General features: G+C 47.7%; 20 protein-coding genes, 1 rRNA gene and 1 other RNA gene. 20 read left to right on the top strand and 2 right to left on the bottom strand.

The genetic code is table 11. The annotated features are described in order from the left end of the window. The first annotated feature begins 263 nt into the window (after positions 1–263). On the top strand, positions 264–2,903 hold the full coding sequence (locus BM056_RS24405; protein ID WP_165613705.1) for a PAS domain S-box protein: 2,640 nt from the start codon (positions 264–266) through the stop codon (positions 2,901–2,903). Positions 2,904–3,060: 157 nt separating this feature from the next. Beyond that, the gene (locus BM056_RS24410; protein ID WP_092475842.1) at positions 3,061–3,384 is read left to right on the top strand and encodes a cupin domain-containing protein; all 324 of its coding nucleotides are present in this window, start codon (positions 3,061–3,063) and stop codon (positions 3,382–3,384) included. Positions 3,385–3,459: 75 nt separating this feature from the next. Here BM056_RS24410 and BM056_RS24415 read toward each other — a convergent pair whose 3' ends face one another. Next, entirely contained in the window at positions 3,460–4,137 is a 678-nt protein-coding gene (locus tag BM056_RS24415) for a manganese catalase family protein (RefSeq protein WP_092475845.1), read from the bottom strand. Positions 4,138–4,447: 310 nt separating this feature from the next. Between BM056_RS24415 and recJ the strand changes: the two genes are divergently transcribed. From recJ to BM056_RS24445, 6 genes are all read left to right on the top strand, one after another. Next, positions 4,448–7,108 (top strand): single-stranded-DNA-specific exonuclease RecJ, encoded by a 2,661-nt coding sequence (gene recJ / locus BM056_RS24420; protein WP_092475848.1) that lies wholly within the window; start codon positions 4,448–4,450, stop codon positions 7,106–7,108. Between the two features lie 15 nt (positions 7,109–7,123). Continuing rightward, positions 7,124–9,322, top strand: coding sequence for a RelA/SpoT family protein (locus tag BM056_RS24425; protein ID WP_092475851.1), 2,199 nt, complete (start codon positions 7,124–7,126; stop codon positions 9,320–9,322). Next, on the top strand, positions 9,319–9,768 hold the full coding sequence (gene dtd / locus BM056_RS24430; protein WP_092475853.1) for a D-aminoacyl-tRNA deacylase: 450 nt from the start codon (positions 9,319–9,321) through the stop codon (positions 9,766–9,768). Before BM056_RS24425 ends, dtd begins: the two co-directional genes overlap by 4 nt. A 277-nt stretch (positions 9,769–10,045) precedes the next feature. Beyond that, complete coding sequence (locus BM056_RS24435; RefSeq protein WP_092475856.1) at positions 10,046–10,663, top strand: MBL fold metallo-hydrolase; 618 nt, start codon at positions 10,046–10,048, stop codon at positions 10,661–10,663. Between the two features lie 152 nt (positions 10,664–10,815). After that, complete coding sequence (locus BM056_RS24440; RefSeq protein WP_092475858.1) at positions 10,816–11,433, top strand: MBL fold metallo-hydrolase; 618 nt, start codon at positions 10,816–10,818, stop codon at positions 11,431–11,433. Between the two features lie 192 nt (positions 11,434–11,625). Further along, positions 11,626–13,311 carry an AMP-binding protein gene (locus BM056_RS24445; protein WP_092475861.1) on the top strand — a complete coding sequence of 562 codons (1,686 nt, stop codon included), beginning with the start codon at positions 11,626–11,628 and terminating at the stop codon, positions 13,309–13,311. On the opposite strand, the gene BM056_RS24450 is transcribed toward BM056_RS24445, so the two are convergent. Next, positions 13,308–13,532, bottom strand: coding sequence for a DUF896 domain-containing protein (locus BM056_RS24450; protein WP_092475864.1), 225 nt, complete (start codon positions 13,530–13,532; stop codon positions 13,308–13,310). The two genes, BM056_RS24445 and BM056_RS24450, sit on opposite strands and share 4 nt — an antisense overlap. Positions 13,533–13,832: 300 nt before the next feature. On the opposite strand from BM056_RS24450, the gene hisS reads away from it, so the two are divergent. From hisS to BM056_RS24510, 12 genes are all read left to right on the top strand, one after another. Continuing rightward, a complete protein-coding gene (gene hisS, locus BM056_RS24455; protein WP_092475867.1) occupies positions 13,833–15,107 on the top strand; it encodes a histidine--tRNA ligase in 1,275 nt (424 codons plus the stop codon). 24 nt (positions 15,108–15,131) lie between these two features. Continuing rightward, positions 15,132–16,922, top strand: a complete 1,791-nt coding sequence (gene aspS / locus BM056_RS24460) for an aspartate--tRNA ligase (RefSeq protein WP_092475870.1) — start codon at positions 15,132–15,134, stop codon at positions 16,920–16,922. A gap of 135 nt (positions 16,923–17,057) precedes the next feature. Then, positions 17,058–17,283: non-coding RNA, 6S RNA (gene ssrS / locus BM056_RS24465), on the top strand. Between the two features lie 89 nt (positions 17,284–17,372). After that, positions 17,373–18,098 carry a tRNA threonylcarbamoyladenosine dehydratase gene (locus BM056_RS24470; protein WP_092475872.1) on the top strand — a complete coding sequence of 242 codons (726 nt, stop codon included), beginning with the start codon at positions 17,373–17,375 and terminating at the stop codon, positions 18,096–18,098. Between the two features lie 197 nt (positions 18,099–18,295). Continuing rightward, positions 18,296–18,628, top strand: a complete 333-nt coding sequence (trxA, locus tag BM056_RS24475) for a thioredoxin (RefSeq protein ID WP_092475874.1) — start codon at positions 18,296–18,298, stop codon at positions 18,626–18,628. A 455-nt stretch (positions 18,629–19,083) separates the two neighbouring features. After that, positions 19,084–20,409 carry a replication-associated recombination protein A gene (locus tag BM056_RS24480; protein WP_092475877.1) on the top strand — a complete coding sequence of 442 codons (1,326 nt, stop codon included), beginning with the start codon at positions 19,084–19,086 and terminating at the stop codon, positions 20,407–20,409. 154 nt (positions 20,410–20,563) lie between these two features. Next, positions 20,564–20,998 (top strand): RrF2 family transcriptional regulator, encoded by a 435-nt coding sequence (locus BM056_RS24485; RefSeq protein WP_092475880.1) that lies wholly within the window; start codon positions 20,564–20,566, stop codon positions 20,996–20,998. Between the two features lie 27 nt (positions 20,999–21,025). Continuing rightward, positions 21,026–22,249, top strand: coding sequence for a cysteine desulfurase NifS (gene nifS, locus BM056_RS24490; protein ID WP_092475884.1), 1,224 nt, complete (start codon positions 21,026–21,028; stop codon positions 22,247–22,249). Positions 22,250–22,425: 176 nt separating this feature from the next. Further along, positions 22,426–22,794, top strand: coding sequence for a Fe-S cluster assembly scaffold protein NifU (gene nifU / locus BM056_RS24495; protein WP_092475887.1), 369 nt, complete (start codon positions 22,426–22,428; stop codon positions 22,792–22,794). A 16-nt stretch (positions 22,795–22,810) separates the two neighbouring features. Then, a complete protein-coding gene (gene mnmA / locus BM056_RS24500; RefSeq protein WP_092475890.1) occupies positions 22,811–23,908 on the top strand; it encodes a tRNA 2-thiouridine(34) synthase MnmA in 1,098 nt (365 codons plus the stop codon). Positions 23,909–24,204: 296 nt separating this feature from the next. Further along, the gene (locus tag BM056_RS24505; RefSeq protein ID WP_092475893.1) at positions 24,205–25,056 is read left to right on the top strand and encodes a site-2 protease family protein; all 852 of its coding nucleotides are present in this window, start codon (positions 24,205–24,207) and stop codon (positions 25,054–25,056) included. A 540-nt stretch (positions 25,057–25,596) separates the two neighbouring features. Next, a 16S ribosomal RNA gene (locus tag BM056_RS24510) occupies positions 25,597–25,675 on the top strand; the annotation flags it as partial.

A 25,675-nucleotide genomic window follows, 5' to 3' on the forward strand; every position in this document is an offset into this window, starting at 1 on the left:
TCTTTACAATCAATTTGCTTTAAAATTTGATATAGTTTATCTTCCTCATCGAAATTTTTAACTAAAACTTCAAAGGAAAAAAGCATTCCACCAAGAATATACATGTAGGGTTTCACCTCGCTTGTGTTTTTTGTTGTGGGAATGAAAAACACTTCTATAGCAATCGGGTGAAACCTTTTATTTTTGGCAGCTTTATTGAGATATTTTAACTTTTTTGGCTAGGGTAAATTTGTCTTCCTATGTTTAATGAGCCCTTGTGTTTTATGGGGTTAGAATTATGCAATTGGCTCACAGATAAAATAATTAATGCCAATAAAGGTTTTGCAAATATATTCAAATTTCAGATTACCGAAATAATTGGCCGAAATGTGGATGATTTATTGGTGCCTGATGAATTTGAGGGTCAATCATTTGAACTTCTGGACAATGCACTTAAAGGTTATGTGGATCATATTGAAACTGTTCGCAGGCGCAAAGACGGTGTTTTAATAGATGTTTCCATACTCGTCTATCCTATTGTTGTAAATGGGCATACAATGGGCATATACGCTATTTATAGTGATATTACCCAACGTAAGAGGGCGGAAGAAGAGATTTTCAAACAAAAAGAACAGTTGGCGGTAACACTTAACAGCATTGGTGATGCTGTTATTGCCGTAGATATATTGGGGCGAATTACATTGATCAACCCGGTGGCCGAAGATCTCACGGGCTGGAAAGGACAGGAGGCCATTGGTCGGCGCCTGGACGAAGTTTTCCGAATTATTAATGAATATACCCGGGAATCCGTCTCCAGTCCGGTGGATAAAGTCTTAACCAACGGGGAGATTGTCGGACTGGCCAACCATACCGCATTAATTGCCCGTGACGGCAGCGAACGTTCAATTGCGGACAGTGCCGCTCCCATCAGGGATGCCGGCGGCAAAATTTTAGGTGTTATATTGGTTTTTAGAGATGTCACAGTAGAGAGAAGACTGAACGAAGCTCTCAGGTCCAGTGAAGAACGGTTTAGACTGTTTGCAGAGCATGCCAGGGATATTATTTACCGTATTAAGCAATTCCCGGAACCTGTTTTTGAATATATCAGCCCGGCGGTTAAAGATATCCTTGGATACGCTCCCGAGGAATTTTATACCAATCCATATCTGGGCGGCAAAATCTATCACCGGGATGATAAAGAGATCTTAAAAAGGATACTTACCGGTAAAACAGATTATGCCAAACCCACAGTTATCCGGATGATTCGTAAGGACGGCCGGGTTATCTGGTGTGAGCAGCATAATGTTCCAATTTTTGATGAAAATAATAAACTTATCGCTCTTGAGGGCATTTCCAGGGATATTACCGAGCGCAGAAAAACGGAAGAGGCGTTAAGGGAAGTTGTATTGGGGGTTTCGGCTTCAGTAGGGGTTGAGTTTTTCCGGTCCCTGGTTTATCATCTGGCCAACGCTCTTGCGGTGGATTATGCCTTTGTAGGCGAATTAACGGAGGAAGGTGTCGGCGCTAAATCTGTCCGTACCATAGCTGTTTACGCCCGGGGGGAAATAGTGGAGAACTTTGCATACCTGCTTGAAGGCACACCCTGTGAAAACGTTTTAGAAAATGGAACATTTTATTATCCGCATGGTGTCGGGGAGATTTTTCCGGACAGTGCGTTTATGACCCAATTCAAGGTGGTAAGTTATTTGGGAACCCCAATTTTTAATAACAACGGTAAGGCCATGGGGCTTATTTCTGTAATGAACAGTAAGCCTTTGACCAACTATCAGCTGGTTAAATCTTTATTGAAAATATTTGCCGTTCGCACTGCGACGGAGCTTGAACGCAATAAAGCGGAAGCACGCATGAATTATTTAAGTCAGCATGACCAGTTAACAGGTTTGTATAATCGCAGTGTTTTCGAGCATCATATGGTACGATTTGATCATGAACAATATCACCCTGTAGGAATCATTGTCTGCGACGTAGATGGTTTGAAGCTGGTTAACGATACCATGGGGCACGATAAGGGTGACGCATTGCTTGTGGCTGCAGCCGAGGTGATTAACAAGTCTTTTAGGGAAAATGATATAATCGCCCGGATTGGGGGCGATGAATTTGCGGTGCTTTTGCCTAACACCCACGAGAAACAAGTGGAAAGGGCGTGTCAGCGGATTAGGGATGCTTTTGCCAGGTATAATGCCGAGAATCCCCAATTAAATCTGAGTATATCAGTGGGATTCGCAGTGAGCCAAGGCTCAATCACCCTTACTGATCTCTTTAAGAAAGCTGACAACAATATGTACCGCGAGAAACTGCACCGAAAGCAAAGTACCCGCAGCGCAATTGTGCAAACTTTAATGAAAGCTTTAGAGGCCAGGGACTTTATAACCGAGGGGCATGCGGACCGGCTGCAGGATTTGGTCGTACGCATTGCAGCCGCCATCGGCTTACCGGATCGAAGCATTGCCGACCTTCGCCTGTTGGCCCAGTTTCATGATATAGGAAAAGTAGGAATTCCTGACCGAATTTTGTTTAAGCCCGGCTCATTAACTACAGAGGAAGCCATTGAAATGAGAAGGCACTGTGAAATCGGCCATCGGATTGCTTTATCGGCGCCTGATCTTGTCCCCGTTGCGGACTGGATTTTAAAGCACCATGAATGGTGGAACGGCAAGGGTTACCCCCTTGGCCTGGAGGGCGAAGAAATCCCGATGGAATGCCGGATATTAGCCATTGCCGATGCTTATGACGCCATGACCAGCGACCGTCCGTACAGAAAGGCACTGTCGCACGATCAGGCTGTGGCGGAACTGAGAAGGTGTTCCAAAACTCAGTTTGATCCGCTGTTGGTACATAGTTTCATCCAAATAATCGAAAGAGACAGTAATATACCATCAGCAGCTTATAGATTAAAGTGTTAATTGCTATGCTAAAGCGCATATTACGGCCTGTTCGGGGTAATGTATTGCTTAGGCATAAAAAGCCAACCCAATATTGTCATCAACGTTTTGATATCATCAGGACCGGAAATCCGGTCTTCGTTTTTATGGGTGAAAACAATGATAGGGGCGATTAATAATGGAAAATGCAGTTAAACAGAATTTAAGTGATTTAATTGGTTATCAGGACGGCTCAGTTGTTAGCCGGACACTGATCGACAAAAAGGCCGGGACGGTAACTTTATTTGCTTTTGATCGGGGACAGGGCCTCAGTGAACATACGGCTCCTTTTGACGCGATGGTTTATCTGGTTGACGGTGAGGCCGAAGTGATTATTTCAGGCCAAGCAAACCATTTAAAAGCCGGTGAAATGATTATTATGCCCGCTAACCGGCCACATGCCTTAAAGGCGGTGGAAAAGTTTAAAATGATGCTGGTAATGATCAGATCATATGAAGTTTAGAGCACCCGGCAAGTTTAAATATAAAGAGGCCCGTTGTTTTGACGGGCCTCTAAAGCTTTAGCTATAAATTAAAAACTATTGCAGGTCTGGATTTTGGAAATTGGGGGCTTGTGGTTTGTGTAAGCCGAAATGATTGGTGCCTGAAGAAAGGTCAAAATACAGTCGTGCATCTTGATCAACGCCCCAGTCGTGATTGGAGCCGCTGTCTTGAATTTTGCGGAAGGCTTCCCGGAAAAGGGTGTTGTGCGCTTCCTCCCGGTTAAGCAGAAAATCGATCATTTGCTGCACATGTTTGTCTTGGATCTGGCGATGCAGGTACTCGTATACCACTTTGGCCCGCTGCTCTGCAGCAATATTAGAAAGAATATCTGCCGGGAGGTCACCGGTTACATTGACATAAGTAGCGCAGAAAGGCACTCCGGATGCGTTAGTCAGGTAAGGGGAAAGGCCGGTCAGAACATTGGCTTCCACATTGCCGGCCGGTAAAGTGCTTTGAGCGTCAATATCATGCCCGTTTAATAAATTAACTGCTGTGGCCACCATTTCCATGTGGCTGAGCTCTTCGCTGGCGATATCAAGGAAAAGATCTTTAATTTCAGGGTCCTTAATACGAAAACTTTGAGAAATATACTGCATTGCCGCTTTCAATTCACCGTTGGGTCCGCCTAATTGCTCCTGCAGCAGAGCGGCATATTGGGGATTGGGTCGTTCCACCTTGACCATTTCCAGTAGTTTTTTGTCATGTTTAAACATACTCCACCTCCTATGTTTTTACCTGATATCCTTTATTAATATCCTTCAATGTCCGCTTTTCTATTCAAAATATAATTTGCGTTATTTTCCGTATTGCCTGTATAAGTATGTGGATTCATTTGCCATGAACTTTAAGGTTTATTATAATAAAGAAGACTTGGTTCAGGTGGGGTTTTGACCCCACCTGAACCTTAGTCGCACTTATTTCGAGTTTATCGCCGCTAAGACTCCCGCCTGTAGAGGCGGGAGTCTTAGCGGCGGTTAACGAGATCAATGTAGCTTGCTTAATTAATTGACTGGCGGGGGAAAAATGAATAAAACCAGAAGATGGCTGGTGAAAAAAACAGAACCGGTTTTGCAGCTTATTTTTGTGCGTAAACTTGGGGTATCTCCCCTGATGGCTCAGTTACTGGTCAACAGGGGTATTTATACCCTTGAGGCAGCCAGGGATTTCTTGGAAACATCCATGCAAAGGCTGCATCCGCCGGCACTGATGAAGGATTTGACCGCTGCGGTTGAGATTACCATAAAAGCTCTGCAGCAAGGAAATAAAATTCTTATCTATGGCGATTACGATGTTGACGGAGTAACCAGTACCGCTTTACTGGTGGAAATTATCCGCCGGTTGGAGGGCAATGTTGATTATTACATTCCTCACAGGATCGCAGAGGGTTATGGTTTACATACCGGGGTGCTGCAAAAATTCCATGAGTCCGGGGTTGATCTGGTTATCACTGTGGATTGCGGTATCAGCGCAGTGGCAGAGGTTGCAGCGGCAAATAAGAGCGGGGGGCCTTTAATCATTATTACCGATCACCACGAACCTCCCTCAGAATTGCCTGCTGCAGCCGCGGTAGTCAACCCGAAACGGAAAGATTGCAGTTACCCGTTTAGAGATTTGGCAGGCGTGGGAGTGGCTTTTAAATTTGGGCAGGCACTGCTTGAACGGGCAGGTATGTCCAATGCCTGGGAGGAATACCTGGACTTTGTATGCTTGGGCACAATAGCAGATATTGTCTCATTGACGGGCGAGAATCGCATCCTGGTCAGACATGGCCTGCCGCGCCTGGCCGGCAGTGCCAGGCCGGGCCTGCAGGCTCTGTTCAGTGTGGCCGGTATTAAGGAAGAAACCCTGGGTACCAGGGAAGTGGGATTCATGTTGGCGCCACGAATAAACGCCGCCGGGCGTATGGGTGATGCTTCGCTGGCCGTGGAGTTGTTGTTGTGCCGGAAACCGGATAGGGCGATGGAGATTGCGGCTATTCTAAACCGGGAGAACCAGGAACGGCAGCAGATGGAAACAATGGTCCTGGCGGAAGCGTTGGGCATGCTGGATGGGGAACCCCGGCTGGCTGAACAAAAAGTGCTGGTGCTGGCGTCTCTCAACTGGCACCCAGGGGTAATTGGGATTGTGGCGTCAAAGCTGACAGACCGGTTTTATAAACCTGTTTTGCTGATTGCCTGTCAGGAGGACGGCCAGGGCAAGGGGTCGGCCAGAAGTATTGAAGGGTTTAACCTGTATCAGGCTCTGGAGTTCTGTGCAGATACTTTGTTGGGTTTCGGCGGGCATGCCATGGCCGCCGGTTTTTCGGTCGAGACAGGCAAGATCGATGAGTTTAGGGACAAAATCAACAGTTATGCCGAACGAGTTTTAACTGAGGAAATACAAAGTCCTGTATTAGAGCTTGATGCATTGATATCCCTGGAAGATATTACTTACGATCTGGTTAACGAAATAGAACAGCTGCAGCCTTACGGACACGGAAATCCCGGGCCGATGTTCGGTATGTCCGGGGTTAAACTGGTGAATTGCCGCGGGGTGGGAAAGAAGAATGCTCATTTAAAGATGCTTTTAAGACAGAGTAATAAGGTTATGGACGGAATTGGTTTCAATCTTGGTAAATTTGCCGGCGAACTGGCAGCAGGGAAAGATGTAAGTGTTGCATTTACTCCTTCAGTTAACAGCTGGCAGGGCAGGCAAACCCTTCAGGTTGAAGTTAGAGATTTGCAGAAGCCTGGTACGGGGGTTGCCGAGAATTTAGACCACCGGTCACTGCAGGATGACAGCATGCGATTGGCGGATGACCTGGTTCTAGTGCCGGAAAGTCTTGCTGGCGCATTAAAAAATATTTTAATCAGCCAAAGTCATAATATCCCGCCTGAACTGAAGATGTTAAAGGCCTTATTTAGTGCTGATGCCGTTCCTGCAACAGAACCGCCCCAGTGCGGTTCCGAACTGCACAGTGCCGGGCGGACGGGAATTATTTCACGTCTTGCAGTAAAAGAAGGGCGAACAATTTTACTGGTTAATTGCGCCCGTCAAACTTTGCAGATTTATCGCCATCTTAAGGATTACAACCGCGAGTGTGCCGACAAACTTGCCTATATCCACGGCTTTATGCCGCCTGAAACCGTTAATCACGAATTGGCCTCCGTAGAGCAGGGAGAGACAGGTATAGCTATAGGTACTTACGGCTCCATTACTCATCTTGACAATTGGGGTGAAATTTTTGGCCGGGTCATTCTTGTAAGCCCGCCTGCAACAGAGGTGGACTGGGCCGTGGCCGGGAGGTTTTCCGGCCAACTGGAGGCGTTATACACTACAGGGGACTGGGAGGAAAACCGCAGACACCTGCAGGAAATTGCTCCGGAACGGGATGTGCTGGCTTTATTTTACGCCTTGTTAAGAGCGAATGCCCGGAATGGAGAAGGCGTATTACGAAAGCCCACCGTTATTGCCGCCCTGGTTCGGGAAGGTGTTAATATTTCTTCGTCTATAACTATTACAGTCGCGGCAGCAGTATTTGCTGAGTTGAACTTATTGCAATATCAGTGGCAAAACGGTATGCTAAAATATAAATTATTACCTTCCGGAAGCCAAAAAAGGGATCTTATGGAGTCACCAATCTATGTTGGTGTTCGTAACATAAAGGCAAAAGGCTTGGAATGGATAAGCAGGGCGCTAAACTAAAGCGGGGCGTGAACTATGAATTTGGAGGACGTAATTCAAAAAGTAATACATTATAATCCTGGTGCCGACCTGGACGCTTTAAGGCTGGCTTATGCCTTTGCCGCACAGGCGCATGACGGGCAGAAGCGGATTTCCGGTGAACCTTACATTAACCATCCGCTGGCCATAGCATTTATACTTGCAGACCTGGAAATGGACGTTGATACATTAATGGCCGGGATGCTGCATGACACAGTTGAGGACACCAGGGTCACCCTGGAAGACCTGGAGAAGAACTTCGGACCCGAAGTGGCGAAATTGGTGGACGGGGTTACCAAATTAAGCCGTTTGGAATACCGGTCCAAGGAGGAACGCCAGGTTGAGAACCTGCGCAAAATGTTCCTGGCCATGGCACGTGATATCAGGGTGGTTTTGATCAAGCTGGCTGACCGCCTGCATAATATGCGTACGCTGCATTATCACCAAGAGCATAAACAGCGGGAAATTGCGCTGGAAACCCTTGAAATTTTTGCCCCCCTGGCCCACCGCCTGGGAATTTACAGGCTTAAGTGGGAGTTGGAAGACCTTGCTTTTCGTTTCAGCAACCCTGAAAAATATTACGAACTGGCCGACCTCGTCGCTCGAACACGTGATAAACGTGAAGAATATATCAACTATATCATCAAAATTTTAAGCGCAAAACTTAAAGAGGTTAAAATTAATGCAGAAATCTTAGGGAGACCCAAGAACCTTTACAGTATCTACCAAAAAATGGAGAAGCAGCAGCTGGAGTTTAACCAGATTTATGATGTTATGGCAGTAAGGGTACTGGTGGATTCTTTGCGTGATTGCTATGCCGTGCTGGGAACCGTTCATACTATGTGGGTGCCGATTCCCGGCCGGTTTAAAGATTATATAGCCATGCCCAAATCCAATATGTATCAATCGTTACATACAACAGTGGTTAGCCCGCAGGGAGATCCGCTGGAAATTCAGATTAGGACCTGGGAGATGCACCGTACTGCTGAATACGGTATTGCCGCTCACTGGAAGTATAAAGAAGGTAGGGGCAAAGAAGGTAACTTTGAACGCAGGCTAAGCTGGCTCAGACAAATTTTAGACTGGGAGAAGGATCTAAAAGACGCCAGGGAATTCATGGAGAGTTTAAAGATAGATATATTTGCCGATGTAGTGTTTGTATTTACACCTAAGGGCGACGTTATTGAGCTTCCCGGCGGTTCAACTCCGCTTGATTTTGCCTATAGGGTGCACACCCAGGTTGGTCATATTTGCGTAGGGGCCAAAGTAAACAATAAAATTGTACCCTTGGATTATACGCTTAAAAACGGCGACAGGGTGGAGGTGCTAACCTCCAAACAAAGTCGCGGGCCAAGCCGCGATTGGTTGAAGGTTGTTAAAACCTCTCAGGCCAAAGCAAAAATTAGGCAATGGTTTAAAAAGGAACAGCGTGAGGAGAATATAGCCAAGGGTCGGGATTTGCTGGAGCGGGAGATTAAAAAACACGGCCTGGACGCTGATTTCATCAAGAGCGATAAATTGCTGGAGTATGGAAGTAAAATGAACCTGGCTGACCTTGACGATGTTTACACCGCTGTTGGTGACGGCACGTTTTCTGCCGCCAGCATTGTTAATAAGCTGCGGGAAGAAACCAACCGGGAAGAAAAAAAAGAATCAGCCCGTAAAGAATTGGAAGTAATGCTGCAGCAGGAACCGCGGGCTTTGCCTTCCTGGGGTAAACCAACCCAGGGTATCCGGGTGCGTGGTGTTGATAATTTACTGATCCGGCTGGCGCATTGCTGCAATCCGGTACCCGGTGACGAAATTGTGGGTTATGTTACCCGGGGCAGGGGTGTTTCTATTCACCGTGAAAACTGTCACAATGTGGAGTTTTTGCTCAACGATCCCGACCGGCTGGTGGAAGTGGCCTGGGACAAAGATTTCCATTCTCCCTTCCAGGTGCGGCTGGAAATTGAAGGAATGAACCGGGCAGGATTTTTGAGCGATATTATGGCTGTTTTATCAGAAATGAAACTTAATGCCAACTGGGTTACGGCCCGGGGCCGCAAAGACAATAGCGGAGTTGTGGAAATGCTTTTGGAAATAGGAGATATTGAGCAGCTGGACCATATTATCGGTAAATTCAGCCGGGTAAAGGATGTATACAGTGTGCACCGAAGGGGCAAATCCATGCTAAAAGCGAGGGAAGATAATTGAGGGCGGTGGTGCAAAGGGTTGCCGGCGCTGCTGTTAGTGCTCCCGGCAGGGAAAGGCGCGCCATTGGACAAGGATTGATGGTGCTGCTGGGCGTGGGCAGGGAAGACAATCGGGAGGATGTGCGCTACCTGGCGGATAAAACTGTCAATCTGAGGGTATTTGAAGACGAGACCGGCAAGATGAATATGTCGGTTAAGGACATCGGCGGTGAGCTTTTGGTGGTGTCCCAGTTTACTTTATACGGTGATTGCCGCAAAGGCCGCAGGCCGGGCTTTAGTGACGCGGCGCTGCCGGACCGGGCACGCGAGCTTTACCTGGAATTTATCAAAGAAATTGAATTAACCGGCCTGAGGATAACCGCCGGTTACTTTCAGGAACATATGCTGGTGGAAATTATGAATGACGGCCCGGTAACATTATTGCTTGAAAGCAAAAAACGCGCTTAAATAAGTTTCGTTGGGGTCAGACCCCATATGGCAGCATTTACAACTACATAGAATTTAGGAGTCAGTAGTCAGAATGATAAAGAAGACTTGGTTTAGGTGGGGTTTTGACCCCACCTGAACCTTAGTCGCACTTATTTCGAGTTTATCGCCGCTAAGACTCCCGCCTGTTGAGGCGGGAGTCTTAGCGGCGGTTAACGAGATAAAACCGGGCTAAGGCATTCTGACTGCTGAATTCTGACTCCTGCGTACTGAGTAAAACATTTTACAGGAGGGGCATATGTTATTAAAAACATTAGTAGTAGGAATGTTAGGTACTAATTGTTATATCATCGGTTGCGAGAAAACCGGAACCGGGGCAGTGGTAGATCCGGGGGCGGAAAGTGAAAGGGTGCTTGAAGAATTAAAAAAATTAAATTTAACTTGCCGTTACATAATTCTAACTCACGGTCATATGGACCATATTGGAGAAGTTGGAGAGATCAGGGCCGCCACCGGAGCTAAAGTGCTGATTCATGCCGCGGACGCCGACAGGTTGGTTAATCCCGGCCGTTTTTCCGCTTTACCTGTTGGGGAGAGCAAGCCGGGGAGTGCCGACCGTACTTTGCAGCACGGGGATGAAATTGAGGTGGGCACCATCAAGATTAAAGTTATTCATACGCCCGGCCATACCCCGGGTGGGATTTGCCTGAATACCGGAAATATCTTAATTACCGGTGACACACTCTTTGCTGAATCAGTTGGCCGGACAGATTTGCCCGGAGGCAGTTATACCGATCTAATCAATTCAATTAAGGAACGTTTGCTGATTTTTCCTGATGAGACAGGGGTTTACCCCGGGCATGGACCTTCGTCTACCATAGGGAACGAAAGGCGGTTTAACCCTTTTCTACAGTAAAGAAGACTTGGTTCAGGTGGGGTTTTGACCCATACGTTGGGGACATTCCTCGACCCAAAAGTTTGACCCATAAGCAGAGGTGTGTCCCCTTTCCTTATGCGAGGTGGGAGTCTTAGCGGCAGTTAACGAGATAATGGTTTGGAGGGATTATTTTGATTTTAGAAGGTTTTGGAGTAGGCCCGATGGATGCCAATTGCTACATTATCGGCTGCGAGGAAAAACGCGCTGCGGCGGTGGTGGATCCCGGGGCCGAGGGCAAGCGCATACTTGCCCGGTTGGAGGAACTTAAATTAAAGTGCAAGTACATTATTCTTACTCATGGCCATGTTGACCATATCGGCGCTTTAAATGAAGTGCGGGAGGCCACCGGTGCAGAGGTGCTGATCCACAACAACGATGCTGCAATGTTAACCAATCCGGCCCATAATTTATCGTTGTTCATGGGTTCACCCATAAAATGTAAACAAGCCGACCGGTTTTTAGAAGATGGTGAGCAGCTAAAAGTGGGACACGTTAACCTGCAAATATTCCATACCCCGGGCCATACCCCGGGCGGAATTTGCATTCAAGCAGGCAACAGCTTAATAACAGGGGATACGCTTTTTGCAGGCTCGGTGGGACGTTCGGATTTCCCTGGCGGCAACCATAATGTTATGATTGAATCAATTAAAACAAAGCTGTTGCAATACCCGGACGAAACTAAGGTTTACCCCGGGCACGGTCCGGCATCCACTATCGGATTGGAAAAAAAACATAATCCTTTTTTGTAACCCCAATTAGCACTTCCCGGATAGCTACGCGGCAATCTCAGTCTCAGGGATAAGGGGATGGGAATCTGGTTTCCTCGTTCCTGGGGAGCGGTACCTGTCCCCTGGTAAAAATTAAATTTGAAAAATCAAAATTGCAGGAATATTGAGTCCGGTTCTAGTATTTATATAAGTAAGATGGGAGGTGTCTGTCTAATGAGTAAATTAGTTATCAGCGCATTGCCGGGCGTGCATAATTTAATGAATTATAGTGAATTAGTGCTCAATTTTAACTTTCAAGAAGCTTTTGAAGAGTTTTACGGTGCAACAGAAGAGGCCAATATTAGTTACTATATTTTGGAAAGAAACATCTCCAGGGGGATGGGAGATAAGGTAGCTCTTTATTTTGAAGGAGATGACAGGCAGGAAAGCTTTACCTTCTCCCAGCTCCAGGAAAAAGTGAATAAGTTTGCTAATGTACTTGATAAACGCGGCCTGGGCAAGGGAGATAGGATTGCCTTGTTTCTGCCCCGCACACCGGAATTGTACATAAGTTTTCTGGGTGCAGTCAAAAAAGGTCTGGTAGTGGTTCCAATATTTGAGGCTTTTATGGAAGACGCGGTTAAAGATAGACTACTGGACAGTGCAGCTGCCGCACTGGTAACCAACGCTGATTTATTAGTTCGCGTACCGAAAAAAGAATTACCGCAGCTCAGGACTATTTTGTTGACTGAAGGTGGCCGGTCCCAAGAGACCCTGGATTGGCATGCAGAAGTTGCTAAGGCCTCACCGGACGCCGAATATTGCCCTATGGGCAGGGAAGATCCCCTGTTCATATTGTATGCCGCCGGTGCGGACGGGAGGCCGAAGGGCTTGGTTCATGTGCATGGCTGTGCCGCCGGACTATGGGCTACGGCAACATGGGTGCACGATTTAAAAGCTGATGATGTCTACTGGTGTACCGCCGATCCCGGCTGGATTACGGGGATAGCTTACGGTTTTTTGGCTCCCTGGCTGCATGGTGTCACTGTTTTGGTTAAGGGGGGGCGGTTTGATGCGCCGCGATGGTGTGCAGCGCTTCAAAACTACCGGGTTAGTGTTTGGTACAGCGCACCCACGGCTTTCAGAATGATTATTGCGGCAGGCCAAGATACTTACGGCAAGTATGATCTGAGCAATTTAAGACATATTTTGAGCGTAGGAGAACCGCTTACGGAAGACGTCATGCGGTGGAGTCAGACTGCTTTTGGTATTCCGATATACGATACCTGGTGGATGAGCGAAACCGGGATGAATATGATTTGTAATTTTCGATGCCTGGATATCAAATTGGGATCAATAGGAAAGCCGGTCCCGGGGATTAAAGCCGCCGTGGTTGACGACGCGGGGAATGAACTGCCGCCCTACCGCATTGGCAACCTGGCCATTAAGGCCGGCTGGCCTGCCATGGCGCGGGATGTATGGGAAAATCACCAAAAATATTTGGAGTATTTTAAATTGAAGCCATGGTTTATCTCCGGGGATGCCGCTTACATGGACGAGGACGGTTACTTTTACTTCCAGGGCCGGGTGGATGGCATTATTAATACTGCCGGAGAAAGGGTCGGGCCGTGGGAAGTTGAAAAGAAATTAAAGGAGCATCCAGCCGTCAAAGATGCCGGTGTAGCCGGCAAGCCGGATAAAATAAGGGGTGAAATTATTAAGGCGTATATTGTGTTAACCCAGGGTTACTTCTGGTCGGAAAAGTTGGCCCAGGAATTGCGCAATTATGTTAAAACCGGACTTGCCGCTCATGCTGCCCCCAGGGAATTTTTGGTTAAGGAAAGCATACCCAAAACCCCGGATGGTCAAGTTGACCGTAAAACGCTCCGGGGCTGGGCGTTGGAATTGGGGAAAAATTAGAGGGGAGGTGTGTCCCCTTTCCTTTTATGACACCTGCAGTGGGTGTCATGTTTTTTTTCATAGCCCGCGCCTTCAAGGGCGTCTATCATCTGCTGTCTGATGCTGTCCAGGTATTGACGCCGCAACTTTTGCTGCTCTTCCTTCTCCTCGGCGGTTAAACCTTCATAACGTTCTTTCCGGGCCAGATAGTTTATTCGATTTACCAGTTCCATGCTGGTCATGGTTAGATCACCTCGTATTTTGCATTATACCACCCGTTTATAAAAAACGCACGTAGTATCGGCTTGGTTATTGCCGGGAGCGAAGCGGCGTGCAATCTTGTGCTCAAAAAGCTTCGGATGCAGATTGCTTCGCTGCGTTCGTTATGACCAATGCGCTGCAAAGGGTTTATCGTGCTCAGGTTGACAAAAATCGCGATATTACATAAAATTGGATTGGTATGCACAAGCAGGCTGGTACGCCTGCCCTCCCGTTTCCGGTGCGGATACGGGAGTTTTCTGTTCGTTAAAGGAGGAACCATTATGCTGACAACGCGTCCGCGAGGGACCGCAGACATTCTACCGGGGCAGGTTGAGAAGTGGCAGTATGTAGAGGGTGTTGCCGCCCAGGTTTTCAGAGATTACGGGTACCGGGAAATACGCACCCCGATTTTCGAGCATACCGAGCTGTTCATCCGCGGTGTAGGCGAAGACACCGATATAGTGGAAAAAGAAATGTACACTTTTCAAGACCGGGGCGGGCGGAGCATCACCCTGCGGCCTGAAAACACTGCCGCAGTGGTGCGTGCCTACCTGGAAAACAAACTTTATGCCGGCCCGCAGCCCGTAAAGTTATATTACTCCGGCCCCATGTTTAGATATGACCGGCCTCAGGCCGGCCGTTACAGACAGTTTCACCAGTTTGGCGTGGAAGTGTTTGGCTCGCACCACCCTGCGGTAGACGCCGAAGTAATGGCATTGGTGATGGATTTTTATAGCAGACTGGGGCTGAATGACCTGGAATTGCATGTAAACAGCGTGGGCTGCCCTAACTGCAGACCCGGGGTGCGCAAGGCATTGCAGGAATATTTCCGCCCTTCACTGGAGGAACTTTGCCCCAATTGTAAAAACAGGTATGAGCGCAACCCGCTGCGGATACTTGATTGTAAGACTGCAAAATGTGCTGAATTAGCCGAAGCGGCGCCCACTACAGTTGATTGTTTGTGTCCCGATTGTGAACGGCATTTCTTGCAGGTTCAGCAACATTTGCGGGATTTGGGTGTTCCTTTTACCTTAAACAAAAGTCTGGTTCGCGGCCTGGATTATTATACCCACACCGCCTTTGAAATTATGGCTCCGGATATAGGAGCTCAAAGCTCAGTAGGCGGAGGCGGCCGGTATAACGGGCTGGTTGAGGCCTGCGGCGGTACATCCATACCGGGCATAGGAGCGGCGCTGGGGATTGAAAGAATTATTTTGGCTATGGAAAACAGAGGACTGATACCGGCAATCAAGGCCGGTCCGGATGTGTTTCTGGCCACTGCCGGAGATGACCCGGCCAGGGAAGGCTTTAGACTTTTGGCGGAACTGCGGGCTGCAGGTGTTGCTTCCGATATGGATTATCAAGGGAGAAGCCTAAAAGCCCAGATGAAATATGCCGCTAAGGTAGAAGCGCTTTATACTATTATTCTTGGTGCAGAGGAAATGGACCGGGGCTGTGTGTCGCTGCGCGATATGACAGCGGGCAGCCAGCGGGAAGTTGCCAGACAAGATGTGGTAAAGGTATTGAAAGAACTTTTAAATGGCTGCTGTGATTGACGAATTTTTGTGGAGGTTTAAAAGATGATTGACTCAATGCAAGGCATTAAACGCACCCATTACTGCGGGCAGCTTTCCGCCCGTGAGGAAGGCCAAATAGTGACATTAACAGGATGGGTAGATACTCGTCGTGATCACGGCGGCCTGATTTTCGTTGACTTGCGGGACCGGACCGGATTGGTTCAGGTAGTCTTCAGCCCCGATAGTAATCAGCAATCTTTTGAAAAGGCCGAGGGAGTGCGCAGCGAATATGTGCTTGCCGTCGTCGGCAAGGTCAGGCTGAGGCCGGAAGGAACAGCCAATCCCAATTTAAGCACAGGTGAAGTGGAAGTAATTGTGGACGAGCTCAGAGTGCTCAACCGCGCTAAAACCCCGCCGTTTTACATTGAAGACGGGGTTGAAGTCGATGAGAACCTGCGCCTGCGCTACCGGTATCTGGACCTGCGCCGCCCCGAAATGCAGCGTGCTATGGAACTTAGATACCGCGCCAGTAAATTAGTTCGTGATTTTCTGGATGAAAACGGCTTTTGGGAAATAGAAACCCCAATGCTTATCCGCAGCACCCCCGAGGGGGCCAGGGATTACCTCGTGCCCAGCCGGCTTAATCCGGGGCGTTTTTACGCCCTGCCACAATCTCCCCAGCAGTTTAAACAGATTTTAATGGTGGCGGGCATGGACAGGTATTATCAAATAGTAAGGTGTTTCAGAGATGAGGATCTGCGGGCCGACCGGCAGCCGGAATTTACCCAAATAGATATTGAAATGTCCTTTGTTGATGTTGAAGACGTGTTATCCCTGATGGAGCAAATGATTGCCGGTCTGTGCCGCGCAATTGCAGGAATTGAAGTGTCCACACCTTTTATGCGCCTGACTTACCGCGAGGCGATGGACCGTTTTGGATCGGACAAGCCGGATACCAGGTTTGGTATGGAACTGGTGGATATAACCGATATAGCAGGCCGGTGCGGCTTTAAGGTATTTAACTCCGCGGTGGAAAACGGCGGTGTGGTCAGGGGGATCAACGCCACCGGCTGCGGCAGCTTCAGCCGCAAGGATATAGATGATCTGACCAAGTTTGTGTCTGTTTACAAAGCTCGGGGCCTGGCCTACTTTATTGTCACCCCGGAAGGAGTTAAGTCTCCTATTACCAAGTTTTTCAATGACCGGGAAACCCAGATCATACTTGACCGGATGCAGGCAGCCCCCGGTGACCTGCTGTTATTCGTAGCCGATAATCCCGGTGTGGCCGCAAACGCGCTGGGAGCATTGAGGCTGCACCTGGCGGAGCGGATGGACTTAATTCCGGCGGACAGGTTTAACTTCTTATGGGTTACTGATTTTCCGCTGCTTGAGTACGACGAGGAAGAAAACCGCTGGGCGGCAATGCACCACCCCTTTACTTCACCGCGCGAAGAGGATATACCGGTGCTGCAGACGGACCCGGGTAAAGTCAGGGCCAGGGCGTATGACATGGTGCTGAACGGGGTGGAAATTGGCGGGGGCAGCATTAGGATCAACCGCCGGGATGTGCAGGAAATGATGTTTGATGCCATAGGCCTGACCAGGGAAGAAGCTTATGAAAAGTTTGGTTTTATGCTGGAGGCATTTGAATACGGTACTCCGCCGCACGGTGGTATTGCCTTTGGCTTTGACCGGCTGGTTATGCTGCTGGCCGGTAAAAAAACTATCCGGGATGTAATTGCTTTTCCCAAAACAGCCAGCGCTACGGACTTGATGACCATGGCACCGGGGCCTGTGGATGAACGCCAGCTGAGGGAATTAAGCATCAAAACCGCTGTAAAAAAAGTAAAATAATCTGGGCCTTCCCGCTGGCGCAATTTGTTTTGCATAAAAAGTAAATAACTAGAAAAAAATATAAAAAACACTAACTACTGTTAGCCCTTGCTTTAAAAGTCGAAAACATGTTAATATATTTTCATCAGTAAGAAACACGCCCTGCGGTGTACGTGACCCCTTGAAGTTTTGAGCCAACATTTGTTGTATGGGAGTCTGGCTCTGGCTGTGAAATGTATACCTCAAAAGGAAAGGGACGCACCTTCTTCGGAGGAATGTCTCCAACCATGAGGAAACAGGAAGCACTCAGGAGGACACCCACCTGTTTGAGAACAGGTTCAAGAAAACTTTGAGGCTACCCTCACGGCACAGTGGGGTCATAAGCATAAATTTTTATTTAAGTTTCCAGGGTCAACTTTTGTTGGTAACCTGGAAGCTTTTTATTAATGCTGCAAAACGTGTGGTGTTTTAATGAATTATGAAATCTTTCGCCGTACTGAGTATTTAATCGGCAGCTCGGGGTTGGAAAAGCTGTCCGGCAGCACCGTTGCGGTTTTCGGACTGGGCGGTGTTGGATCCTATGCAGTGGAAGCACTGGCCCGGGCAGGAGTGGGGACGCTAATTATTGTTGATTACGACACTGTGGATATTACCAATATCAACAGACAATTACACGCTTTAAACAGCACAGTCGGCCGGTTTAAAACTGATTTAACGGCTTCCCGCTTGCGGGAAATAAATCCCGGTTTGGTTGTTTATGCCAGGCAATTGAGATTTAGCCCGGAAACGGCTGCTGAAATATTTAACGGTAAAGGCATAGATTTTATTATTGATGCCATTGACGATGTTGAAAACAAAGCGGCCCTGATAACGGAAAGCGTTAACAGGGGGTTAGCCATTGTTTCTGCCATGGGGGCGGGTAATAAACTGGACCCAACTTCATTTAAAGTAGCAAGCATATGGAAAACCTCTGTCTGCCCGCTGGCTAGAGTTATGCGCAAACGACTTAGAGCCGCCGGGATTACTAGTGATATACCGGTCGTCTACTCTACTGAGTGTCCCCGGCAAATTGCAACAGGGACCGGTGGAAAGCAAGTTCCGGGAAGTATTTCATTTGTGCCGCCGGTAGCGGGATTTATCCTGGCTGCGTATGTGGTTGACAAATTGCTCTCTCTGGATATTTTTTCCGACATGTGAATTGACATTCTCTTACCGAGAATATTATAATTGACATGGACAATTGGGTGAATACTTAGGTTTGGTAATCACATATAATAGTTAGGCCGGAGTTTGTAAGTTGCGTAATTCTTAAAATGCTATAGCAGCATGGAAAGAACGGTAGTTAGGCATTAAGATAATAAGTAACACAAGGGATTGCGAAAGGAGAGAGTATTTTGGCAAGCGACAAAATTAGTATTTTAGGGGAAGCCAATTTTAACGATTTTGTTAACGGTTCAGACACTCCTGTATTAGTTGATTTCTGGGCTGAATGGTGTGGACCCTGCAAAATGATTGCCCCGGTTGTTGAAGAAATTGCCGCGGACAACGAAGGCAAATTGAAAGTCGCCAAACTGAATGTGGATGAAAGCAAATCTGTGCCTGCCCAGTTCAGTGTCGTCAGCATCCCAACACTGATAATTTTCAAAGATGGCAAAGAAGTTGAAAGAATTGTAGGCTTTAGAACTAAAAAGGAATTACAGGCCATTGTTGACAAGTATGTGGCATAATCTTAGGCTGCTAATTAGCAGTCTGTCATAGCGGGGAGTGAAACAACGTGGCAATCTCCGTTCCCCGAAAGTGGACACACCTCTTCCGGAGAATGTCCCCCAATAATGCTCCGCTCCGCTGTGCTCGCAATGACGAAGGACACAAACGGACTGCCAATAATAAAGGTAATCATCTAGCTATCAAGGCTGGGAACAGGCGTTCCCGGCCTTTAACATTTCCAGACAGGAAGCGCCGTTTCTAATGTGGGTGTTAAATGCCGGTTGCTAGCTTGGAACACATGTTCCCAGGACTGGCATTTTATGATACAATGACAGTAGTCAAAGCATTTGAAACTGCAAATTGATGCCGGCGATAAGCTGCGACGATGGCAACCAGTCCGGTCAAACACCTATTAAGATAACCAGGCAAATTTAATAATACAATTGTATTTAATTAATATACAGGGGTGAACCCAATGGAAGATTTATTCCGGCAAGCTGCGTCCCGCAACATGACCAAATCGGCCCCTCTGGCCTTGCGTATGCGTCCACAGAACCTTGATGAATTTGAAGAGCAAACCGGTATAGTTGGCCTGGGCCGCCCTTTGCGGCAGTTGATAGGCAGCGGGGCGCTGCAGTCTGTTATCTTTTTCGGGCCGCCCGGCACGGGCAAAACGACGCTGGCCAATATTATTGCCGGTATGACCAGCGCCCATTTTGAAAAAATTAATGCGGTCATGGCCGGGGTTGCGGATATTCGCAGGGTAGTTGAGCAGGCCAGGGATCGTCTCGCCATGTACGGGCGGCGAACTGTCATGTTTATTGATGAAATTCACCGCTTTAATAAGGCTCAGCAGGACGCCTTGCTGCCTTTTGTGGAGGATGGTACCGTTATTCTAATTGGCTCGACAACTGAGAACCCCATGTTCTCAGTCAACCGGCCGCTGTTGTCCCGGTCACTTATGTACCGCCTGGAATTACTGTCCGGGGAAGCTTTATCCAGGATCATCCGCAGGGCGGTTTTGGATAAAGACCGTGGTTTGGGTGAGTATACTGTTGATTTAAACAACGATGTGCTAAAGATTATAATTAACTTTGCCAACGGGGATGCCCGGTCTGCATTAAATGTGCTGGAAATGACTGTTTTAACCACCCCGCCGGGTAACAACGGGGTTAGGGTAATAACAGAGGACACTGTCCGCAATGTGTGCCAGAACAGGGTAGTTCAGTTTAACCGAGAGGACGAGCATTATGATGTCACCTCAGCGTTTATTAAAAGCATGCGCGGGTCAGACCCCCAGGCCACGCTGTATTGGCTGGCCCGTTTACTGCATGCCGGCGATGACCCGGTATTTATCGCCAGAAGGATAATGATACTTGCCGCTGAAGACGTGGGGTTGGCTGACCCGCAGGCCCTGGTTGTGGCTGCTTCAGCGGCCCAGGCGGTAGAGCGGATAGGAATGCCGGAAGCAAGAATAATTCTGGCCGAAGCTGCTGTATATAACGCCCTGGCGCCTAAAAGCAACGCAGCCTATATGGGAATCGAGTCTGCCCTGGAGGCGGTGCGGAGTGAACGTGCCGGCGCCGTGCCGCTGTACCTCAGGGATACCAGTTACGGTGGTGCAAAAAAGTTGGGTCACGGAAAAGGGTATCTTTATCCGCATAACTTTCCGGGACACTGGGTGCAGCAGGAGTACCTCCCTGATAACCTGAAAAACAAGGAATTTTACCGCCCGTCGGAACAGGGCCGGGAAAAAGAAATGAACGAAAGACTGCAAAAACTGCGCAAACCGATTAAATAAAATTGGGGACATACCTCCAACCCATAAGCATGACCTCAAAGAAGAGGTGTGTCTCCTTTCCTCAATCTTTTATATTGACAATATCCGAGCGGAATGCTAAGATATTATTGTTTAATTCCGAGTTAAATAGTCCGATTTAAAAGGGGGTGGGAAATTGCGTCTGTCCACTAGGGGACACTACGGACTGAAGGCAATGTTTGACCTGGCTCAACATTATGGTTCGGAGCCCATCCCGTTAAAAACGGTGGCCGAGCGACAAAATATATCGGATAACTACCTGGAACAGCTAATTGCTATTTTGCGCAAGGCCGGTCTGGTAAAAAGTATCCGCGGCTCCCAGGGCGGTTATATATTAGCCCGGGAGCCGGGTAATATAACAGTGGGTGATATCATCAGGGCTATGGAAGGACCCATAGCGCCGGTTGACTGCGTCAGTGAAGTCGAGCCTACTGAGTGCATCCAGGCCGATTCTTGTATCACCAGGACTGTTTGGGCCAGGGTAAGGGACAGGCTGGCGGAAGTGATGGACTCTATAAGCCTGGCCGATATGTTGCGCGATGCTGAAAACTTACCGGATAACAAGCAATAATTAATTCCTTAAAGGAGGAGCTTAGCTGTGCGCAGAGTCTATTTTGACCACAGTGCAACGACACCGGTCCGCCCGGAAGTTGCAGAGGAAATGCAGAAATTTTTAACAGACAACTTTGGCAATCCAACCAGCCTGCATTATTTCGGCCGTCAGACCCGCAAGGCGCTGGAAGAGGCCAGGGAAAAGGTAGCGGCTTTAATTGGGGCCAAGCCTGAAGAGATCATTTTTAATAGTGGTGGTACAGAATCCGATAATATGGCAATTCATGGTGTTGCTATGCTCAACAAAAACCGGGGTAACCATATTATTACCTCGGCTATTGAGCATCATGCTGTTTTAAATACCTTCAAGGCGCTGGGTAAACAAGGGTTTACGGTAACTATTTTGCCGGTGGACAAATACGGTATGGTCAGTTTGGATGACCTGGCCAATGCTATTACCGACAAAACAACATTAATCAGTATCATGCATGCCAGCAACGAAGTGGGCACCATTCAACCCATTAAGGAAATGGCCGCGCTGGCTAAAGAAAAAAATATCTTTTTCCATACCGATGCCATCCAAAGCATGGGCAAGATTCCTGTCAATGTTGATGATCTGGGTGTGGACCTGTTATCCATTAGCGGTCACAAGATTTATGGGCCTAAAGGTGTAGGCGCGCTTTATGTGCGCAAGGGTACCCGTTGGAGACAATCACTGTTCCATGGTGGCGCCCAGGAGAGATTGCGCCGCGCGGGTACCGAAAACGTGCCGGGTATTATTGCCCTGGGCCGGGCCTGCGAACTGGCGGTTGAGGAACTGGGCGCGGAACCAACCCGGTTGGCCGGGCTGCGGGATAAACTAATCAAAAGCGTACTGGATAATATTGCTTACACCAGGCTTACGGGCCACCCAACGAAGCGGCTGCCGAACCACGCCAGTTTCTGCTTTGAATTTATCGAGGGTGAGTCAATGCTGCTAAGTCTCGACATGAAGGGGATTGCTGCTTCCAGCGGCTCCGCCTGTACCTCCGGCTCTTTGGAGCCGTCGCATGTATTGCTGGCCATGGGCATACCCCACGAGCTGGCCCACGGCTCCATTCGCATAACTTTGGGCCGGGACAATTCAGAGGAGGATATCGACTATTTCATGGAAGTTATGCCGCCAATTGTGGAAAGGCTCAGAGCCATGTCTCCGCTGGATCAGGAAAACGAATTTGTTATGGAAAGCAGCTGTGCTGCGTGCAAGGCCAGCACCTCCTGTCACAGGTAAAGTTAAACAAGGAAAGGGGACACACCTCTACGGGGAATGTCCTCCGTAATGCCGCGCTGCGCTTGCATGACAAAAGTAGGTTGGATTTGCCGGCGGGTTAAAATACCCGCCGGCCGGGTTAATCTTGTATAAATACTGGGGTTCGAGTAAAAAATATTCCGGGGAGGATGCGGGGTATGTATACAGAAAAGGTAATGGACCATTTTGAAAATCCGCGTAATGTTGGCGAAATTACCGATGCAAACGGGGTAGGCCAAGTTGGTAATCCCACCTGTGGGGATATCATGAAAATCTATTTAAAAATTAAAGATGGAATTATCGAGGACATTAAATTTAAAACTTTTGGTTGCGGCGCCGCTATTGCTACCAGCAGCATGGTAACTGAAATGGCCAAAGGCAAGACCATTGACGAAGCTCTTCAATTAAGCAATAAAGCAGTGGCGGAAGCCCTGGGCGGTCTTCCTCCCAAAAAGCTGCACTGCTCCAACCTTGCTGCTGATGCCTTGCATGCGGCCATAAAAGATTACGAAAGTAAACAAAAATAACCGGGTGGTTAGTTACATGAAAAATTCCGGTAAACTTGTAGTTGTAGCTATGAGCGGCGGCGTAGACAGTTCTGTCACCGCCGCTCTTTTAATTGAACAGGGCTATAAAGTAATCGGTGTTACCATGCAGATTTGGGATCCCGGACAGACCGAGGTTGACGGGGACTTTGTCGGCTGCTGCTCGCTTTCCGCAGTTGAGGATGCCCGGGCTGTGGCTAATAAATTGGACATACCCTATTACGTTCTAAATTTTCATGATTTATTTAGAAAGACTGTGGTGGACGATTTTTGTCAGGAATACCTGCGCGGCAGAACACCAAACCCGTGCGTGGTCTGCAACCGTAAAATCAAATTTGAAGCGCTGCTGAGAAAAGCTATGTCGCTGGAGGCTGATTACGTGGCAACCGGGCATTATGCCAGAATCAGCTACAATCAGGACACCGGTCGATATACGATAAAAAAGGCGCGGGACCCGCGTAAGGACCAGACCTATTTTTTATACACCATGACCCAGGAACAACTTGCGCACACTTTGATGCCGTTGGGTGATTATACTAAGGATGAGGTTCGGCGCATGGCTGCCGAAAGGGGTTTAAAGGTGGCCGAAAAACCGGAAAGCCAGGAAATATGCTTTGTAACCGATAACAACTATCGTAACTTCCTCAGGGAAAACGTTGGAGCAGAGATTAAACCGGGTCCGTTTCTTGATTTGGAGGGCAATGAGATCGGGCGCCACGAGGGCATTGCCTTTTACACTATCGGACAAAGGCGCGGTTTAGGACTGGCCATGGGAGAAAGGGTTTACGTTGTAGGTATTGACCCTGCCCGAAATGCTGTGATTATCGGGACCGAGGAAGCGTTAAACAGAAAAAGTCTGATCGCAGGCGACATGAACTACATTGCCGTGGAAGGCATTACAGGTGTTGAAAAGGTGGAGGCCCAGATCAGGTATAATGGTAAACCTGATCCGGCCACAGTAAAACCCGTTTCCGGCAACAGACTGCGGATTGATTTTGACCAACCTCAAAGAGCGATCACACCGGGACAGGCAGTTGTTTTTTATCGAGGGGAGGAGTTACTGGGTGGCGGAACTATAGAGGTTTTAACAGAGTGAATAAACTTTATCGCTTTAAAACATACCCGGCTTAACCGGGTTTTTTGTTTTTTTTGCAGCCTGTGGGGGCATTTGCGCCTGATGCTTATAACGGTTCGGCATCCGGAAGTCTGGCATATATGGTCCCGACCGGGTAAAATAAAATTCAAGCAGGGTTTTCCGGGCGAGGCGTTGAAGCTGTCTGATAAAACAGTGGGAACCGCAGTACGGGATTTGCGCAAGAACCTACTCTGAAAAAAGTTGATAAGTTAAAGAAACTCCTGCTAAAAATACTGATATAAACGGGGGGGTTGGAATTGGAACAAAAAAATGAAGATAACAGTTTTATCAATGATATTAATGATAGTAAAACTGGCAACTCCCAGAGTAAAATTAAAAAAGGGCTGTTGTCTACAGGAATAATCGTAGTTTTAATTAAGTTCCTAAAACCGGTGCTGCTATTATTAAAGCCGGCTTTAGTTTTGTTGAAAATGTCCAAATTTGCCGGCACGCTGATCAGTATGTTTATCACAGTTGCCATCTATGCAACTATCTGGGGTTGGTGGTTTGCCCTTGGCTTTGTCATGCTGATTTTCATCCATGAAAACGGTCACATGTACGCAGCTAAAAAAATAGGCCTGCCGGTTTCCAAACCAGTTTTTATCCCCTTTGTCGGCGCATTTATAGCTATGAAAGAATTGCCCAAAAACGCCATGGATGAAGCCGTGATAGGTTACGGCGGACCGCTGGCCGGTACGGCGGCCGCTCTGGCCTGCGCTATGATCTTTGACTTGACAGGAAATACATTCTGGCTGGCTCTTAGTTACCTGGGGTTCTTTATTAACCTGTTTAATTTAGCGCCTTTAGGTTTTTTAGACGGCGGAAGAATAACAAGTGCCATATCTTATTGGCTCTGGATTCCCGGAGCGTTGATTCTTGGTTATATGGCCGTCAAAATAGGCAACCCAATAATTTTTTTCATACTTATACTGGGGATTATTCAGGCCTATAAAGTTTACAAGCAAAGAAATAATCCGGAAATGGTCAGCTACTACAGTATTGATCCTTCATTCAGGTTAAAAATGGGCCTTGGTTATTTGGCACTATTGCTGATCACCGGCGCCGGGATGGGAATCTCCCATTCAATGCTTGGCAATGTGCGGCTATGAATAACAGCTTCAGCTCAATAACCCCAGAAAAATTTATTGCGCTACTTGTATCTGACGCTTCGGTGGTCCGTAAATAGCCATTGTGAGGTGCGATGCGACGTGGCAATCTCAGATCTAAAAAGATGCATTCTTTTATTTTGACGAGATTCGAGGCTTTTTGTCATAAATAAGAGAATGGTGAAAATTTGTTATAATAATTAAGTCACATTGGTATAATATACTTGTTGCAGGACAGGCTATTAAGTGATATATTAATACATGTCGCCGCGCGAGTGGCGGCGAAAAAAGGTATCAGAGGGCGGAAATGGCAGCGAGTTAACCAGCAACTACCAGTTGACCGCAGCCAGCCGGATGTGATACTATGAAGATCCGGCCGAAAACGCCGGATCAAAACAAAGTAAACCAGGTCCTTGAAAACTAAACAGAGTTGAGATGAGATTGCGTGCGAGCGCAATCAAAGCAAAAGAACCTCGTCAAAGTGAAGAACTTTGAAAGAGAAATTCTAACAACGAGAGCAAAGATTAAACTCTTTATAAATATTTAATGGAGAGTTTGATCCTGGCTCAGGACGAACGCTGGCGGCGTGCTTAACACATGCAAGTCGAACGGAGATTAGCGA

This window comes from Desulfotruncus arcticus DSM 17038, from assembly GCF_900113335.1.
Lineage (GTDB): Bacteria > Bacillota > Desulfotomaculia > Desulfotomaculales > Desulfallaceae > Desulfotruncus > Desulfotruncus arcticus.